17 protein-coding genes and 1 tRNA gene are annotated in these 16,500 nt (G+C 66.5%); 4 read left to right on the top strand and 14 right to left on the bottom strand.

Going from position 1 to position 16,500, the window contains the following annotated elements:
- Positions 1 to 7 precede the first annotated feature (7 nt).
- Genes nuoF through FO470_RS13120 form a run of 6 tightly spaced genes read right to left on the bottom strand, consistent with a single transcriptional unit; the run spans position 8 to position 5,012 of the window.
- Complete coding sequence (gene nuoF / locus FO470_RS13145) at positions 8 to 1,315, bottom strand: NADH-quinone oxidoreductase subunit NuoF (protein ID WP_144343429.1); 1,308 nt, start codon at positions 1,313 to 1,315, stop codon at positions 8 to 10.
- Between the two features lie 10 nt (positions 1,316 to 1,325).
- Positions 1,326 to 2,195, bottom strand: a complete 870-nt coding sequence (gene nuoE / locus FO470_RS13140) for an NADH-quinone oxidoreductase subunit NuoE (RefSeq protein WP_144343428.1) — start codon at positions 2,193 to 2,195, stop codon at positions 1,326 to 1,328.
- A gap of 38 nt (positions 2,196 to 2,233) precedes the next feature.
- Positions 2,234 to 3,433 (bottom strand): NADH-quinone oxidoreductase subunit D, encoded by a 1,200-nt coding sequence (locus FO470_RS13135; protein ID WP_144343427.1) that lies wholly within the window; start codon positions 3,431 to 3,433, stop codon positions 2,234 to 2,236.
- A 15-nt stretch (positions 3,434 to 3,448) separates the two neighbouring features.
- Complete coding sequence (locus FO470_RS13130; RefSeq protein ID WP_144343426.1) at positions 3,449 to 4,063, bottom strand: NADH-quinone oxidoreductase subunit C; 615 nt, start codon at positions 4,061 to 4,063, stop codon at positions 3,449 to 3,451.
- Positions 4,064 to 4,077: 14 nt separating this feature from the next.
- On the bottom strand, positions 4,078 to 4,656 hold the full coding sequence (locus FO470_RS13125) for a NuoB/complex I 20 kDa subunit family protein (RefSeq protein ID WP_144343425.1): 579 nt from the start codon (positions 4,654 to 4,656) through the stop codon (positions 4,078 to 4,080).
- Complete coding sequence (locus FO470_RS13120; RefSeq protein ID WP_144343424.1) at positions 4,647 to 5,012, bottom strand: NADH-quinone oxidoreductase subunit A; 366 nt, start codon at positions 5,010 to 5,012, stop codon at positions 4,647 to 4,649. The genes FO470_RS13125 and FO470_RS13120 overlap by 10 nt, the downstream gene beginning before the upstream one ends.
- A 519-nt stretch (positions 5,013 to 5,531) precedes the next feature.
- On the opposite strand from FO470_RS13120, the gene FO470_RS13115 reads away from it, so the two are divergent.
- Complete coding sequence (locus FO470_RS13115) at positions 5,532 to 7,193, top strand: Na/Pi cotransporter family protein (RefSeq protein WP_144343423.1); 1,662 nt, start codon at positions 5,532 to 5,534, stop codon at positions 7,191 to 7,193.
- Between the two features lie 34 nt (positions 7,194 to 7,227).
- Here FO470_RS13115 and FO470_RS13110 read toward each other — a convergent pair whose 3' ends face one another.
- The 3 genes from FO470_RS13110 to FO470_RS13100 all read right to left on the bottom strand — a co-directional run bounded on the left by FO470_RS13110 (position 7,228) and on the right by FO470_RS13100 (position 8,925).
- On the bottom strand, positions 7,228 to 7,452 hold the full coding sequence (locus tag FO470_RS13110) for a hypothetical protein (RefSeq protein ID WP_144343422.1): 225 nt from the start codon (positions 7,450 to 7,452) through the stop codon (positions 7,228 to 7,230).
- 189 nt (positions 7,453 to 7,641) lie between these two features.
- Positions 7,642 to 7,718: transfer RNA gene (locus FO470_RS13105), tRNA-Asp, on the bottom strand.
- A 100-nt stretch (positions 7,719 to 7,818) separates the two neighbouring features.
- Positions 7,819 to 8,925 carry an AI-2E family transporter gene (locus FO470_RS13100; RefSeq protein WP_144343421.1) on the bottom strand — a complete coding sequence of 369 codons (1,107 nt, stop codon included), beginning with the start codon at positions 8,923 to 8,925 and terminating at the stop codon, positions 7,819 to 7,821.
- Between the two features lie 200 nt (positions 8,926 to 9,125).
- Between FO470_RS13100 and FO470_RS13095 the strand changes: the two genes are divergently transcribed.
- The gene (locus FO470_RS13095) at positions 9,126 to 10,142 is read left to right on the top strand and encodes a KpsF/GutQ family sugar-phosphate isomerase (RefSeq protein ID WP_144343420.1); all 1,017 of its coding nucleotides are present in this window, start codon (positions 9,126 to 9,128) and stop codon (positions 10,140 to 10,142) included.
- Positions 10,143 to 10,173: 31 nt separating this feature from the next.
- The gene (kdsA, locus tag FO470_RS13090) at positions 10,174 to 11,022 is read left to right on the top strand and encodes a 3-deoxy-8-phosphooctulonate synthase (protein WP_144343419.1); all 849 of its coding nucleotides are present in this window, start codon (positions 10,174 to 10,176) and stop codon (positions 11,020 to 11,022) included.
- 23 nt (positions 11,023 to 11,045) lie between these two features.
- On the opposite strand, the gene FO470_RS13085 is transcribed toward kdsA, so the two are convergent.
- Genes FO470_RS13085 through yajC form a run of 5 tightly spaced genes read right to left on the bottom strand, consistent with a single transcriptional unit; the run spans position 11,046 to position 15,341 of the window.
- A complete protein-coding gene (locus tag FO470_RS13085; RefSeq protein WP_144343418.1) occupies positions 11,046 to 11,918 on the bottom strand; it encodes a phytoene/squalene synthase family protein in 873 nt (290 codons plus the stop codon).
- Positions 11,919 to 11,955: 37 nt separating this feature from the next.
- The gene (locus tag FO470_RS13080; RefSeq protein WP_144343417.1) at positions 11,956 to 12,333 is read right to left on the bottom strand and encodes an Mth938-like domain-containing protein; all 378 of its coding nucleotides are present in this window, start codon (positions 12,331 to 12,333) and stop codon (positions 11,956 to 11,958) included.
- Between the two features lie 44 nt (positions 12,334 to 12,377).
- Positions 12,378 to 13,337: a protein translocase subunit SecF gene (secF, locus tag FO470_RS13075; RefSeq protein ID WP_144343416.1), complete on the bottom strand. Its 960-nt coding sequence runs from the start codon at positions 13,335 to 13,337 to the stop codon at positions 12,378 to 12,380.
- A 15-nt stretch (positions 13,338 to 13,352) separates the two neighbouring features.
- A complete protein-coding gene (gene secD / locus FO470_RS13070; RefSeq protein ID WP_144343415.1) occupies positions 13,353 to 14,951 on the bottom strand; it encodes a protein translocase subunit SecD in 1,599 nt (532 codons plus the stop codon).
- Between the two features lie 48 nt (positions 14,952 to 14,999).
- The gene (gene yajC, locus FO470_RS13065) at positions 15,000 to 15,341 is read right to left on the bottom strand and encodes a preprotein translocase subunit YajC (RefSeq protein ID WP_144343414.1); all 342 of its coding nucleotides are present in this window, start codon (positions 15,339 to 15,341) and stop codon (positions 15,000 to 15,002) included.
- Between the two features lie 197 nt (positions 15,342 to 15,538).
- Between yajC and FO470_RS13060 the strand changes: the two genes are divergently transcribed.
- Entirely contained in the window at positions 15,539 to 16,435 is an 897-nt protein-coding gene (locus FO470_RS13060) for an ATP-binding protein (RefSeq protein WP_144343413.1), read from the top strand.
- Positions 16,436 to 16,500 lie beyond the last annotated feature (65 nt).

Below are 16,500 nucleotides of genomic sequence, written 5' to 3'. Positions count from 1 at the left end.
TGCTTTCTCACTCCGCCGCGACCGGCACCGGGACCGGATCGGAATGCGGGTTCGCCGCGTACTGGTCGATCCGACGCTCGATCTCGCCGCGGAAATGCCGGATCAGGCCCTGCACCGGCCACGCCGCCGCGTCGCCGAGCGCGCAGATGGTGTGGCCCTCGACCTGCGTCGTGACCTGGAGCAGCAGGTCGATCTCGCGCTTCTGCGCGCGCCCCTCGACCATGCGGTCGAGCACGCGCCACATCCAGCCCGTGCCCTCGCGGCAGGGCGTGCACTGGCCGCAGCTCTCGTGCCGGAAGAAATAGGAGATGCGGGAGATCGCCTTCACCACGTCCGTGGACTTGTCCATCACCAGCACGCCGGCGGTGCCGAAGCTGGACTTCACGGCGCGGCAGCCATCGAAGTCCATGATCAGGTCTTCGCACTGGTCCGCCGGGACGATCGGGCAGGACGCGCCGCCGGGGATGATGGCGAGCAGGTTGTCCCAGCCGCCGCGTACGCCGCCGCCATGCTTCTCGATCAGCTCCTTGAACGGGATGCCCATCGCGTCTTCGACGACGCAGGGCGTGTTCACATGGCCGGAGATGCCATAGAGCTTGGTGCCGACATTGTTCGGCCGACCGATGGACGAGAACCACGCCGCGCCGCGCCGCAGGATGGTCGGCGCGACAGCGATGGACTCGACGTTGTTCACCGTCGTCGGGCAGCCATAGAGGCCCACATTGGCCGGGAACGGCGGCTTCAGGCGCGGCTGGCCCTTCTTGCCTTCCAGGCTCTCCAGCAGCGCCGTCTCCTCGCCGCAGATATAGGCGCCAGCGCCGTGGTGGACGTAGACGTCGAAGTCCCAGCCGTTAACGTTGTTCTTGCCGATCAGGCGCGCCTCATAGGCCTGATCGACCGCCGCCTGCAGGCGCTCACGCTCATGGATGAACTCGCCGCGAACATAGATGTAGGCGGCGTGGGCACCCATGGCGAAGCCGGCGATCAGGCAGCCTTCGACCAGATGATGGGGGTCGTGGCGCAGGATCTCGCGATCCTTGCAGGTGCCGGGCTCCGACTCGTCGGCGTTGACGACGAGATAGTGCGGCCGCCCGTCATTGTTCTTGGGCATGAACGACCACTTGAGGCCGGTCGGGAAGCCGGCGCCACCGCGCCCGCGCAGGCCCGAGGCCTTCATGTGCTCGATGATCCAGTCGCGGCCGGCGTCGAGAATGGTCTTGGTACCATCCCACGAGCCGCGCTTCAGCGCGCCCTGCAGCCCCCAGTCGTGGTGGCCGTAGATGTTGGTGAAGATGCGATCCTTGTCAGCAAGCATGGTTCGCTCCTCAATCCGACGCCTTCTCGCCCGGCGGCGGAGCCACGGGCTTGGCGGGCTTCTCGCTGTCAGCACTGCCGGCAGCCTCGACCGCCTTGGCCGGCGGCGGCGCGGCCGGAGCCGGATCGCTCTTGGGCGGCGCCGGCGGAGCCGCCGCAGCGGCGGCCGGCGGCGGAGCCGGAGGGGCCGTCTCGCCATTGGCACGAGCAGCAATCGCCTCGCGGGCAAGCGCAAGGCCGGCGCCCTGCCCGACCATCGAGCCGTCATAGAGCTCCGGCGAGGTCAGCACGCGCAGCCCCGTGACCGGAGCCGAGGTAATACGGCCGTTCTGCGGGCCCGACGTCGGCTTCTCGCCGCGCTCGAACGCATCGAGGATCTTGTCCAGGTCTTCGGACGTCAGGTCCTCGTAGACATCCTTCCAGACCTGGATCATCGGCGCGTTGGTGCAGGTGCCGGCGCACTCCACCTCTTCCCACGAGAAATCGCCGTTCTCGGAGAGATGGAACGGCTCGGCGTTGATGCGCCGCTTGCAGACCTTCATCAGGTCGCCGGCGCCCTTCAGCATGCACGGCGTGGTGCCGCAGACCTGAATGTGCGCTTTCCTGCCGACCGGCTGAAGCTGGAACTGGGTGTAGAAGGTGGCGATCTCGTAGACGCGGATCGGCGCCATGCCGAGCATGTCGCCGACATAGCGCATCGCCGGCTCCGAGACCCAGCCGCCCGCCTGCTCCTGCGCGCGCATCAACAGCGGAATGACCGCGCTGGCCTGCCGGCCGGCGGGATACTTCGCGATGGTCTTCTCGGCCCAAACAAGATTCTCGGCCGTGAACGCGAAGCTCTCGGGCTGAACCTCTTTTGGCGCAAGCCTACGGACAGACATGCCGTACCCTTCCGATCGAACCGCTGGCCGAACCCGGCTCAGCGGTCCACTTCACCGAACACGATGTCGAGCGACCCGAGGATCGCCGACACGTCCGCGAGCATGTAGCCGCGGCAAAGGAAATCCATCGCCTGGAGATGCGCGAAGCCGGGCGCGCGGATCTTGCAGCGATAGGGTTTGTTGGTGCCGTCGGCGACGAGATAGACGCCGAACTCGCCCTTGGGCGCCTCCACTGCGGCATAGACCTCGCCGGCGGGAACGTGGAAGCCTTCCGTGTAGAGCTTGAAATGATGGATCAGCGCTTCCATCGAGCGCTTCATCTCGCCACGCTTGGGCGGAACGACCTTGTTGTCGACGGCCGAGACCGGGCCGGCCTCCTTGAGGAGACGCTCGCAGCACTGGCGCATGATGTACGCCGACTGCCGCATCTCCTCCATGCGGATACAGTAGCGATCGTAGTTGTCGCAGTTCTTGCCGACGGGAATGTCGAATTCCATCTCGTCGTAGCACTCGTAGGGCTGCGACTTGCGCAGGTCCCACGCAGCGCCCGAGCCGCGCACCATCACGCCCGAGAAGCCCCAGGCGAAGGCGTCCTCAAGGCTCACGATGCCGATGTCGACGTTGCGCTGCTTGAAGATGCGGTTGTCGGTGAGCAGACCTTCGAGATCGTCGCAGACCTTCAGGAAGTGCGGGATGAAATCGCGAATGTCCTCGACGAGCTTCTGCGGCAGGTCCTGATGCACGCCGCCGGGGCGGAAATAGGCCGCGTGCATGCGCGAACCGGAGGCGCGCTCGTAGAAGACCATCAGCTTCTCGCGTTCCTCGAAGCCCCACAGCGGCGGGGTGAGCGCGCCGACGTCCATCGCCTGCGTGGTCACGTTGAGCATGTGGGAGAGGATGCGGCCGATCTCGGAATAGAGCACGCGGATCAGCTGGCCGCGCTTCGGCACCTCGATGCCGAGCAGCCGCTCCACCGCCATGCAGAAGGCATGCTCCTGGTTCATCGGCGCGACGTAGTCGAGCCGATCGAAATAGGGCATGGCCTGCAGATAGGTCTTGGTCTCGAGCAGCTTCTCCGTGCCGCGGTGGAGCAGGCCGATATGCGGATCGACCCGCTCGATGATTTCACCGTCCAGCTCCAGAACGAGGCGCAAAACACCATGCGCTGCAGGATGTTGCGGTCCGAAGTTGATCTGGAAGTTGCGGACGTTCGGGTCGATCTTGCCGGGTGCGTTCATCGCTCGGACCTCACCTCAGCCCGCCTTCGGGGCGGTTGCCTTCTCGTCACCCGGGAGCACGTATTCGGGCCCCTCCCACGGCGACAGGAAGTCGAAGTTGCGGAACTCCTGGGCGAGTTTCACCGGCTCGTAGACCACACGCTTGCGCTCGTCGTCGTAACGCACCTCGACGAAGCCGGTGGTCGGGAAGTCCTTGCGCAGCGGATAGCCGTCAAAGCCGTAATCGGTCAGCAGGCGCCGCAGCTCGGGATGGCCCGAGAACAGGATGCCGTACATGTCGTAGGCTTCGCGCTCGAACCAGAACGCGCCCGGGAAGACGGCGGTCGCGGAGGGAACGGGCGTCGTCTCGTCGGTCTCGACACGCACGCGGATGCGCGCGTTCAGGGTCGGGGACAGCAGATGGTACACGACGTCGAAACGCTTCTCGCGCTTCGGCCAGTCCACGCCGCAGACATCGATGAAGCTGACGAAGCGGCAGGACGGATCATCGCGCAGGAAAGCGAGAACCTTCAACACCTCGGCCGCGGACGCAACGAGGGTGAGCTCGCCATAAGCGACGATCACCTCCCCGACGGCATCGGGAAGGGCTTCCTGAACATGCGCGCCCAGCTCTTTCAGCGTCTCGTCCATTTCGCCTCGAACCCTCAGCGCTCGATCGTGCCCGTGCGGCGGATCTTCTTCTGCAGCAGCAGCACGCCGTACAGCAGGGCCTCTGCCGTGGGCGGGCAGCCCGGAACATAGATATCCACCGGCACGATGCGGTCGCAGCCGCGCACGACCGAATAGGAGTAGTGGTAGTAGCCGCCGCCATTGGCGCAGCTGCCCATGGAGATCACGTAACGCGGCTCCGGCATCTGGTCGTAGACCTTGCGGAGCGCGGGCGCCATCTTGTTGGTCAGCGTGCCGGCGACGATCATCACGTCCGACTGGCGCGGGGACGCGCGCGGAGCGAAGCCGAACCTCTCCACGTCATAACGCGGCATCGAGGTCTGCATCATCTCGACCGCGCAGCACGCCAGGCCGAAGGTCATCCACATCAGCGAGCCGGTGCGCGCCCAGTTGATGAGCTCGTCCGTCGCGGTGACGAGGAAGCCCTTGTCGGCGAGCTCCGCATTGACCTCGACAAAGAACGGATCGGTCGCACCGATCGGCCTGCCGGTATTGGGGTCGATGATTCCCTTGGCCGCCGGGGCGACGAGAGGGCTATTTGCGCTCAATCCCATTCGAGCGCTCCCTTCTTCCACTCATAGACGAAACCGACGGTCAGCACGCCGAGGAACACCATCATCGACCAGAAGCCGAAGCTGCCGAGCTCCCCGAAGGTGATGGCCCACGGGAACAGGAACGCCACTTCGAGGTCGAAGATGATGAAGAGGATGGAGACCAGATAGAAGCGGACGTCGAACTTCATGCGCGCGTCGTCGAACGCATTGAAGCCACATTCATAGGCCGACATCTTCTCCGGATCCGGGCGGCTGAAGGCGACCAGAAACGGCGCCACCAGCAGGGCGATGCCGATCACCGCCGAGACGCCGATGAAGATGACAACGGGCAGATAATCCTGAAGCAGACTGCTCATGGATGGGATCCTCCCCGGCCAGCGTAGGTCATCGGTCGTGCCTATCGCAGTTGCGAAATATTCAAAGCACGCGGCAGGCTTATCTCACCGCCCTGACTGAGGCAAGGGCATCCGCAGCCAATCGCGCAGGTCTGGCATACAAGATTCACAGCCTGCACGCGAACATTGCCGCTGCGCGGCGCATCGGCCTGCCTGCGCGCGCAAAATATGGGCGGGAAAGGGGATTTGGCGCGCGGCTTTCGCACGGCGTCGATCAGAAATTTTTCCGCGGCGACGCTAGCTGAACGATCGTGACGGTATCGTGATCGGCGGGCAGGCCCGGCCTTCGGAAGCTGAACGCCCATCCGCCGCCGGCGGCTCACAAGCCATTCGACGAGATCCTGCGAGCCGCCCGAACTGGTTCACCCGCACCCGACTGACGTTGCGGCAGGATCGACAAAGCCGCATGCCGGCGCGAAAGTGACATTCGTTCAAGAATAGCAGGGTGCTGGCTCGAGACGTCCCGGAGGCACGTCGCGCATGACCTTTCCCGCCACGCTCGTCGACCTCGCCGGCTTCATCGCACTGCTGCTCTGGGGCACCCATATGGTGCAGACCGGCGTGCAGCGCGCCTTTGGTCCGCGACTCAAATCGATCCTCGGCCATGCGATGGGCGACCGCTTCCGGGCGTTCCTGGCCGGCTTCGGCGTCACGACCCTTCTGCAGAGCAGCACCGCGACCGGGCTGATGGTGACGGGCTTCGCGGCCGAGGGGCTCGTCGACCTCGTTCCGGCACTGGCAGCCATGCTGGGTGCGAATGTCGGCACAACGCTGATCGTGCAGGTGTTCTCCCTCGACATCGCGGCGCTCGCCCCGGCGCTCGTCCTCGTTGGCGTGCTGATGTTCCGGCGCGATTCCTCTTCGCAGACCCACGATCTCGGCCGCGTGATGATCGGCCTCGGCCTGATGCTTCTCGCCCTGCACCAGTTGCTCGACCTCCTTCAGGATTACGAGGACGCGCCGAGCCTGCGCATCCTTCTGGGCAGCATCTCCACCCTCCCCCTGCTCGCCGTGCTGATCGGCGCCGGCCTTACATGGGCAGCGCACTCCAGCGTTGCGGTGGTGCTGCTGATCATGTCGCTGGCGGCGAATGGGGTCGTGCCGCCGAATTCCGCCTTCGCGCTGGTGCTCGGCGCCAATCTCGGCACCGCGATCAATCCGCTTCTGGAAGGGGCCTCCGGCGCCGATCCGGCCGCCAGGCGCGTGCCCCTCGGCAACCTGATCACCCGTCTGGCGGGAATCGTGATCGCCCTCGCCGCCCTGCAGCCGATCGGCCGCTTCATGGTGACGCTGCAGCCCGACGACGCGTTGGCGGTCGCCTATTTCCACACGCTGTTCAACGTGGCGACCGCCGCGCTGTTCTTTCCAATCCTCGGGCCTCTGTCGCGGCTGCTGTGCCGCTTGCTGCCGGATCAGGCGGCGGCGGACGACCCCTCGCGCCCGCGCTATCTCGACCCGGCGGCCCGTGAAACGCCCATCGTGGCGCTGGGCGGCGCGGCACGCGAGACGCTGCGGCTGGCCGACGCGCTGGAGACGATGTTGTCCGGTGCCCGCGAAGGGTTGCAGAGCGGCGACCGCCGCCAGATGGCCGAAACGCGTCGTGGGGACGATGTGCTCGATCGACTGAATCTGGCCATCAAGTCCTACCTGACGTCGATCGATCCGGATGAACTCGGACCCCACGACCATCGGCGCATGAACGAGATTCTCGCCTTCGCGATGAATCTTGAACAGGCGGGCGACGTGATCGATCGCCAGTTGCTTCCCCACGCCGCGAAGCGGTTGAAGCGTGGACTGGCTCTTCAGCGGGCACAGCAGGATGAACTCATCACGCTCATGGATCGCCTGATCGCCAATCTGCGCACCGCCGCCTCGCTCTTCATGACCGAGGATCCGCGCGCCGCGCGCCTGCTGGCCGATGAGAAGGTGGTCTTTCGCGATGCGGAGGCGAACGCGACGCAACGGCATTTCGAGCGCCTGCGCACCAGCTCGCTGATCACCGCGCAGGCGAGCGCGCTCTATCTCGACCTGCTGCGCGACATGAAGCAGATCAACAGCCACATCGTGGCGGCGGCCGCCTACCCCATCCTCGAACGCAGCGGCACCCTGCTGGCGAGCCGCGTGGCCGAAGGTCCGGCCTGAGGCGATAGGAGGCGCCCTTGGAGAGAGCCGGCGTTCAGGCCGCCCACTCCCCGGCGCCGTCGACTTCCTCGACATCCACGACGACGACGCGGCTGGCGTCGGAAATGTCGGACTGCCAGTCGACGTCGAGCGCGGTGCCGTTGCGCACCTGGCTGCGCGCAATGCGTTCCGCCTCACCGAGATCGGCGGCATCCACAGTGACCTGACCGGTTTCACGCGTCGTGACGGTACGCTCGAGCGTGATGTTGAAAACGGACATGGCTGAAGCTCCGAAAAAGCGGTGCGGCGGATATGCGCCCATCCGGCGGGATGGTCTTCGCAATTCGCACGCGCCTTACCGACGCGCACCGCGCCAGACCGACCGGGATGCAGGAAGAAAATAGTGTCGCGAAGCCAGACCAGATGTCTCTTCGCGCCTGCTCGATCGATGTGGGCTTGTTGATGTGAGTGGCGGGAGTGACGGGGCTCGAACCCGCGACCTCCGGCGTGACAGGCCGGCGCTCTAACCAACTGAGCTACACCCCCAACGACGGGTCCGTGCTGGACCGCTCGTCGAGTGCGGCGGGTGTTAAGGCAGGCCCCAGCGGGTGTCAAGCGGGTGCGGGCAGCCTTCCCACGAATAGTGTCAGCCTGGCAGCTGCGGACGCCGCTTTGCGAGCACGCCATCCACAAGCGCCATCGCCGCGATCAGCAGCGGCACGGCAAGGAAGGTGCCCGCCGGTCCCCACAGCCACGTCCAGAACGCCATCGACAGGAAAACGGCGAACGGATTGAGCGCGACGCGGCGTCCCACGATCAACGGCGTGAGGAACTGTCCCTCGATGCTGGTGATGACGAGAAAGGCCACGGCGGGAAGAAGCGCCGGCACGATGCCGGGAAAGGTGACGATGCCGGCCATGGCCAGAACCAGCGTCATCACCGCCGGGCCGACATAGGGGATGTAGTTCAGCACCCCGGCGAGCACGGCCCACAGCAGTGGATTGGGAAGGCCCAGCAGCCACGTCATCAGCCCCGTCGCGATACCGAGGCCGATATTGATGAAGGTCGCCGTCACCAGATAGGCGCCCAGCCGCCCCTCGATCTCGCGGAACACGCGCAGCGCCGTCAGCCGCGTCGAACGCGGTGTCATCACCTGCACGACCCGTCGCTTGATCTGCACCCGGCCGGCAAGGAAGAACAGCAGCGAGCCGAGGAACAGGATGAACTCGCCGATCACCGGCGTGACCAGCGTGACCATGCTCTCCAGCATGCGCGAGTCGGCGATCTCGACCGCCATGGGCGGCTCGGAGACGCGGCCGATCGATTGAATCGATTCGATCATCGACGCGACAGTCCGCAGGCTCGGCTTCAGCGCGGCGAATCGTTCCTGCAGGATGGCGCCGATCTCCGGCGCCCGCGCCGTCCAGTCGGCCAGCGGTCCCGCCAGCGCCAGCGCCATGGCGTAGAACAGCCCGACGATGGCCAGAACCATGAGGACGGCGCCGAATGCGGTGGGAATGCCACGCCGCGCCAGCCCCTCGATGGCCGGGCCGATCACGCTGCCGATGATGGCCGCCGCGACGATGGGGATCAGCACCGCGCGGGCCACGAACAGAGCCGCCGCGAGCACGACGATGGCGACGGCGATGATGGCCGTCTGGGTAAGGCGGCGCCACAGGCGCTCACGGCGGTTCTCGGTCGGCTCGCTCCACAGCGCGCCCGCCTCCTCCGCCGCGCTAGGCCTCATTTCCATGACCGGCCTCGCTCATCCGCCCCTACCATTCGCGGCATCACAACGTGCGCCCGCCACGGGCGGTTCCCGGCGCGGTCTCCCCTGCCCTCCATTGCATCGCGGCCGATTGGCGCTTATTGACGCGCAGGCGTGGCCCTGGACGGCGCGCCGTCCGCTTTCCGGCGGACGGACGCCGCAAGCAAGGGAGTATGGCCTTGGGCATGGCCCAGTCGCAGAACACCCCCGTCGCCGGCACGCCCCGCCGGGACGAAACCTTGCGCGAGAGCGTGCGGCGTACCCTCGCCATCGAAGCCAAGGGCCTCGCCGCGCTGAGCGCGACGGTCGAGGGCGAGCTCGGCGATGCCATCGAGCGCGCCACCGGCCTCATCGAAGGCGCGCGCGGGCGCGTCATCGTCACCGGCATGGGCAAGAGCGGCCATATCGGCCGCAAGATCGCCGCTACCCTCGCCTCCACCGGCACCCCCGCCCTGTTCCTGCATGCCGCCGAAGCGAGCCATGGCGACCTCGGCATGGTGACGCCGGACGACGTGCTGCTGGCCATCTCCTGGTCGGGCGAGACCGCCGAACTCGGCGACGTCGTGCATTACGCGCGGCGTTTCGACGTGCCGCTGCTCGCCATCACCTCGAACACGGAGAGCACGCTCGGCCGCGCCGCCGATACCGTGCTGGTGCTGCCGCGCGTGGAAGAGGCCTGCCCGAACGGCCTCGCGCCGACCACCTCCACCCTCATGCAGCTCGCCATCGGCGACGCTCTGGCGGTGGCGCTGCTGGAGCGGCGTGGCTTCTCGGCATCGGACTTCCGCGTCTTTCATCCCGGCGGCAAGCTGGGCGCGCGGCTGCTGAAGGTCTCCGACCTCATGCACCAAGGCCCCGAAATGCCGCTGGTGACATTCGGTACGCCGATGAGCGACGTCCTAATCGAGATCACCGGCAAGCGCTTCGGCTGCTGTGGCGTCGTCGACGGCGCGGGAAAGCTGGCCGGCATCGTGACGGACGGCGACCTGCGCCGGCATATGGGCGGCGAGCTTCTGGCGCAGCCGGTCGAATCGGTGATGACGCGGTCTCCGCTGGTCGTCCAGCCGGACGCACTGGCGAGCGCCGCTCTGGGCCAGATGAACCGCCGCCCCGTCCCCGTCACCGTGGTCTTCGCGGTCGCGGACGACGCGCCGGTCGGCATCCTCCACATTCACGACATTCTGCGCGCCGGCGTCGTCTGACGCCGCGCTTTCCTCTCCAAGGAACCTCACGATGAGCGGCCATACCGCCAATTCCGTCGTTTCCATCGGTGATGTGCGCTTCGGCAACGACCTGCCGCTGGCGTTGATCGCCGGCCCCTGCCAGATGGAAAGCCGCGACCATGCGCTGGAATGCGCGGCCGCGATCAAGGAGATCGCCACCCGTCGCGGCATCGGCGTCGTCTTCAAGACCTCCTTCGACAAGGCGAACCGCACCTCGATCAAGGGCACACGCGGCATGGGGCTCGAGGCGGCCCTGCCCGTCTTCGCCGAGATCCGCGAGCGCTACGGCATGCCGGTGCTGACCGACGTGCACGAGAACGACCAGTGCGCACCGGTCGCCGAGGTCGTCGACATTCTCCAGATCCCGGCCTTCCTGTGCCGGCAGACCGACCTTCTCATCGCCGCCGCCGCGACGGGGCGCACGGTGAACGTGAAGAAGGGGCAGTTCCTTGCGCCGTGGGACATGAAGAACGTCGTCGCCAAGCTCACCGAGAGCGGCAATCCGAACGTGCTCGTCACCGAGCGCGGCGTCTCCTTCGGCTACAACACGCTCGTCACCGACATGCGCGCCCTGCCGATCATGGCGGAGACGACCGGCGCTCCGGTGATCTTCGACGCCACCCATTCGGTGCAGCAGCCCGGCGGTCAGGGCACCTCGTCGGGCGGGCAGCGCGAATTTGTGCCGGTGCTGGCGCGCGCCGCCGTGGCGGTCGGCATTGCCGGCGTGTTCGTCGAGACCCATCCCGATCCCGACAAGGCGCCGTCCGACGGACCGAATATGGTGCCGTTGAACCAGTTCGAGGAATTGGTGGCGCGCCTGCAGGCGTTCGACCGGGTCGCCAAGGACCGCTCGAACTGACGGCGCCATCTCCGGGGCGGTGTCTAGTCCGCCTCGGTCGCCTTGCGCAGCGTGCGGGCACCCCTCCAGAGCCGCCACAGGCGGCTGAAGGCCGATGTAGCCGGTACGGCCACGAACGGGTCGTGCGGCCGCTCCATGCGGGCGAGATCGCCGGGAACCAGCGTCAGCGGTAGGAAGGCGGGGAGCTCGACGGCATCGACGTCCCCAAGCGCCTCGATCGCCGCCTCGTAATGGCGCCGGGCCAGCACGCGCATCTCGGCCAGCGCGGCCCGCAGTCCGGGGCTTGCCGGGCCGGACACGGCATCCTCGCGGGTCAATCCGTGCCTCTTGAGCAGGTCCAGCGGCACATAGCACTGGCCACGCCGCGCATGGATGGGAAAGGCGCGCAGCAGACCCATCACCGCATAGGCGACACCCGCATGGCCGGCAGCCTCTGCTGAGGCCCGGCCGGCCTCCCCCGACAGAATCAGCGTCGCCAGCCGGATGAGGGCCGACGAGGTCTCGCCGGCATAGCCTTCGAGATCGTTCACGGTCGGCATCGGATCGTCGTAGAGATCGAAGATACGCGCATCGAGAAGCGCGAAGAAGGTCTCGCGCGGCAGGCGATAGGTCTCGATGGCGTCCAGCAGCGCCGCAGCGACGGGGTTGGCGCGGACATCGCCGCGCGCCCCGCCGATCAGCGCCTCGCTCCACCATTGCAGCCTCACCTCCCCGGCCATGGGATTGGTGATCGCCTCACGCACCCGCGCCACCTCGACATTGAAGGCATGGAGCGCGAACAGCGCCCCTCGCCGCCCGGCGGGCGCGAACAGATCCGCGACATAGCGGTCGCGATCGAGTTCACGAACGAGACGCGCGCAATAGTCGGCGTCCGAAATCACACCCGGCCCGCTCATGATCCGGGCTCCCAGGGGAACACGCGCATCGCCCCGCTCATGGCAGCGCCAGCAGCGCGGCGGCAACCGCGCGGCCTTCCGCCAGAAGCACGTTATAGGTGGAGGCGGCGGCACGCGTCGGCATGGCATCGACCGAGATGCCGACATCCCTCAACCGCCAGCGCAACGCATCGGGCACTGGCCAGGGATCCGGCCCGGTGCCGATCAGCAGCAGCTCGATGCCTGCCGATTGCACGATGACGGGAGCGAGCGCCGCCGCGTCGACATCGGCCGGCACACGCGCTGCCCAGGCGTGGATGCCGGACGGCAGGGCGAGAATGGAGCCTTCCGACGCCATGCCGGCGAAATGGAAGGACCAGCGGCCATAGCCATCGATCGGCACCTGGCGCGGCAGATGGGCGTCGGGTGTCGCCATGGGCCTTCCGTCAGATGGGTCTCACCCCGCCGGGGATATCCCGGTCAGGGCGTGACGCGCTCCGCCTTGGCATTGGTCTCCTTCGTCTCCGCCTTCTCGGCCAGCGTGCGTGTGGTCACACCGAGATAGATCAGCAGCGGCGAGGCGATGAAGATCGAGGTGTAGGTGCCGACCAGCACCACGCCGAACATCATCGTCACCGAGAAGCTGTGGATCGCCCGGCCCCCGAAGAGCACGAGAGCCAGCAGCGCCAGCGTGACGGTCACGTGGGTGATGACCGAACGCGACAGCGTGGAGTTGATGGAGGCGTTGAGCAGTTCGTCCGTCGGCATCTTCTTGTAACGACGCAGCATCTCGCGGATGCGGTCGTAGATGACGATCGTGTCGTTCAGCGAATAGCCGAGGATGGTCAGCAGCGCGGCGACGCTCGTCAGATCGAAGTCGATCTGGAAGATCGCCATGAAGCCGATGGTCAGCACGATATCGTGGAAGTTCGCGATCGAGGCACCGAGCGCGAACTGCCATTCGAAGCGGAACCACAGGTAGATGAGAATCGCGAACACCGCGAGCATCAGCCCGACGATGCCGTAGCTGAGCAGTTCCTGCGACACGCGCGGACCGACCACCTCGACGCGGCGGTATTCGACGCCGTCGCCGAGCGCGGCCCGCACCTTGCCGACGACCGCCTGCTGGGCGCTTTCGCCGCCCGGCTGCTGGGCGACGCGGATCAGCACCTCGCCATCGGTGCCGATCTCCTGGATCTGCACCTCGCCGAGCTCAAGCGACTCGAGCTTGGAGCGCACATCGGCGATGTTCAGCGTGTTGTTCGGGTAGCGAACCTCAAGCAGCGTGCCGCCCTTGAAGTCGATGCCGAAGTTCAGGCCGAGGGTCAGGAAGGCGACCAGTGCCACGATCGACATCAGCGCCGAGATCGGGAAGCTGATGCGCCGGAAGCGCATGAAGTCGAAATTGGTGTCGTCCGGGACGATGCGGAGCAGACGCATGGGCTCTCGCCTTTCTCAGATCGGCACGTGCTGGGGACGGCGCCAGCGCACCCACATCGCCACCATGAGCCGCGTCAGCGTGAAGGCGGTGAACACGGTGGTGATGATGCCGATGCCGAAGGTGATGGCGAAGCCGCGCACCGGGCCGGAGCCGATGTAGAACAGCACCGCCGCCGCGATGAAGGTGGTGATATTCGAATCGAGGATGGTCGCCAGCGCGCGCGAGAAGCCGGCGTCGATCGCCGAGATCGCCGAACGCCCGGCCCGCGCTTCCTCACGGATGCGCTCGTAGATGAGCACGTTGGAGTCCACGGCGATGCCGACGGTGAGCACCACGCCGGCGATGCCCGGCAGGGTGAGCGTGGCCCCGAGCATGGCGAGCACGCCGAAGATCAGGCCGACGTTCACCGCCACGGCAAGCACCGCGATGATACCGAACAGGCCGTAGGTCGCGATCATGAACAGGGCGACGGCCGCGGCGCCGACGATCGACGCCACGAGGCCCGCCCGGATCGAATCCGCGCCGAGGCCCGGACCGACGGTACGTTCCTCGACCACCTGCAGCGGCACCGGCAGCGCGCCGGCACGCAGCAGGATGGCGAGATCGTTCGCTTCCTGAACCGTGAAACTGCCGCTGATCTGACCCGAACCGCCGAGGATCGGCTCACGGATGACCGGAGCTGAAATCACCTTGTTGTCGAGCACGATGGCGAAGGGCCGCCCGACATTGGCCTGCGTCGCTTCCGCGAAACGGCGCGCGCCGTTGGTGTTGAAGCGGAAGGTGACGACCGGTTCGCGGGTGGTGGGGTCGAAGCTCGGCTGGGCGTCGGTGAGATCTTCACCCGCCACCAGCACGCGCTGCTCGATGAGATAGGGGACCGGCGGCTCGCTCTGCGAATAGAGCACTTCCGTGCCCGCCGGCGGACGGCCCTGCAACGCCTGCTGTGCGCTCATCGTGGTGTCGACGAGACGGAAGGTCAGCTTGGCGGTCTGGCCGAGCAGTGCCTTGAGGCGCGAGGGATCCTGAAGACCGGGGACCTGAACCTGGATGCGGTCGGCACCCTGGCGCTGGATCGACGGCTCGGTGGTCCCGAGCTGGTCGATACGCTTGCGGATGATCTCGATGGATTGCGACACCGCCTGAATGGTGCGCGCCTGAACGCCCGTCGCGGTCGGCGACAGGGTGATCAGGTTGCCGTTCCGCGTCACGTCGGTGTCGAGCTGCCCGGTCGCGGACATAGCGCCGCCGATCGGCTGCGCCAGCGTACGCAGCTGCGTATAGGCAGCGTCCGCATCCTGACCGTCGCGGATGCGTACCTGCACCTGATCGCCCTGGATGTTCAGGCCGGTATAGCCGACCTTGGCATCGCGCAGCACGCGGCGAGCATCGTCGCGCAGCTGCTCGAGCCGCACCTTGCGCACCTCGGCAGCATCCACCTGAAGGACGATGTAGGAGCCGCCCTGCAGATCGAGGCCAAGCACGATCTTGCGCTGCAGGAAACTGGGCAGGCGTTCATAGGCCGTCTGCGACAGCAGGCTCGGCACCACCATCAGACAGATGATGGCCGAGAACGCCACGATCGCGAGGGCCTTCCATTTCGAGAAGTGGAGCATGTCTTTCCTTCCGGCCGCCTACCGAGAGACGGCCGCAAGAGGTCAGCGTCAGGACTCGGCTTCTTCCTTGGCAGGCTCGCCCTTCGAGCGAACCTCGGAAATCATCCCGCGCAACTGGCGGATCTTCACGCCCTCGGCGAGCTGAAGCTCGATCTCGCTGTCGTCGATCACCCGCGAAACCTTGCCAATCACTCCACCGGAGGTCACCACGGTGTCGCCGCGACGGACGTTCTTCACCATCTCCTGGTGCGCCTTCACCTTCTTCTGCTGCGGGCGCAGGATGAGGAAGTACATGATCACGAAGATCAGCACGAAGGGCAGCAGCGACATCAGCATGTCGGTACCACCCGCAGCGGGGGCACCCTGCGCAAAGGCGGGCGTGATGAACATGTCGGTTCCTTGTCCGTCGATCAAAGGCGGGCGAAAGGCCCGGCGAAGCGGCGCGGACTATACTGACGCGCCCGCCGATTGCAAACGCCGTCCGCTCGACGCTGCGTCACGTCTGCGACAGGGAGTAACACGCGTTACGGTTAGGCTTGTGCCGGCGTCTCGCGATGGCTATTCCGGCTCTGCCAAGGAGCCTCACGATGACCCATACACCGGACGATCTCGGCGCCGTTCTGACCCGCATCGCCGAAGCACTGGAGCGTATCGCGCCCACGCGTGCCGCCACCGTCGATTTCACCGAGGCCGATGCCTTCGTCTGGCATGCCGAGGAGCGCCGGCTTGAGCCCGTGCCACGCGTCAGCCGCGTCGACATGGGGCTCCTCAAGGGGATCGACCGTACCCGCGACATGCTGGTCGACAATACGCTGCGCTTTGCCCGCGGCCTGCCGGCCAACAATGCCCTGCTCTGGGGCGCGCGCGGCATGGGCAAGAGCTCGTTGGTGAAGGCCTCGCACGCCGAGGTGAACGAGGAAATCGCCCGCGAGGGCAAGCTGCCGATCAAGCTCGTCGAGATTCACCGCGAGGACATCGAGACGCTGCCGGCGCTGATGAGCCTCACACGCGCCTCGCAGTACCGATTCGTCATCTTCTGCGACGATCTCTCCTTCGACGCGGACGACACCTCCTACAAGTCGCTCAAGGCGGTTCTCGAAGGCGGCATCGAAGGACGGCCGGAAAACGTCATTTTCTACGCCACCTCCAACCGTCGCCACATACTGGCGCGGGAGATGGTCGAGAACGAGCGCTCGACCGCGATCAATCCGGGCGAGGCCGTGGAGGAGAAGGTGTCCCTGTCGGACCGCTTCGGCCTGTGGCTCGGTTTCCACAAATGCAGCCAGGACGAATATCTCGCCATGGTCGAAGGCTACATCGCCCATTTCCAGGTGCCGATCGATCCCGAAACACTGCGTCGCGAAGCGCTGGAATGGTCGACCACGCGCGGCGCGCGTTCCGGCCGTACGGCCTGGCAATATGTGCAGGATGTCGCGGGGCGGCTGGGCGTTTCGTTGTCCGAGCCGCCGGCCGCCCCGCGCTGACCGGCGCCAAGGTCCAAGAGTCGCGCCGGTAAAACGTGCAAGGCCCCTGACGGTCGGATTGGACG

It is taken from the genome of Ancylobacter moscoviensis (assembly GCF_007559435.1).
Classification (GTDB): Bacteria; Pseudomonadota; Alphaproteobacteria; order Rhizobiales; family Xanthobacteraceae; genus Ancylobacter; species Ancylobacter moscoviensis.
This window is presented reverse-complemented; position numbering and strand designations above follow the sequence as displayed.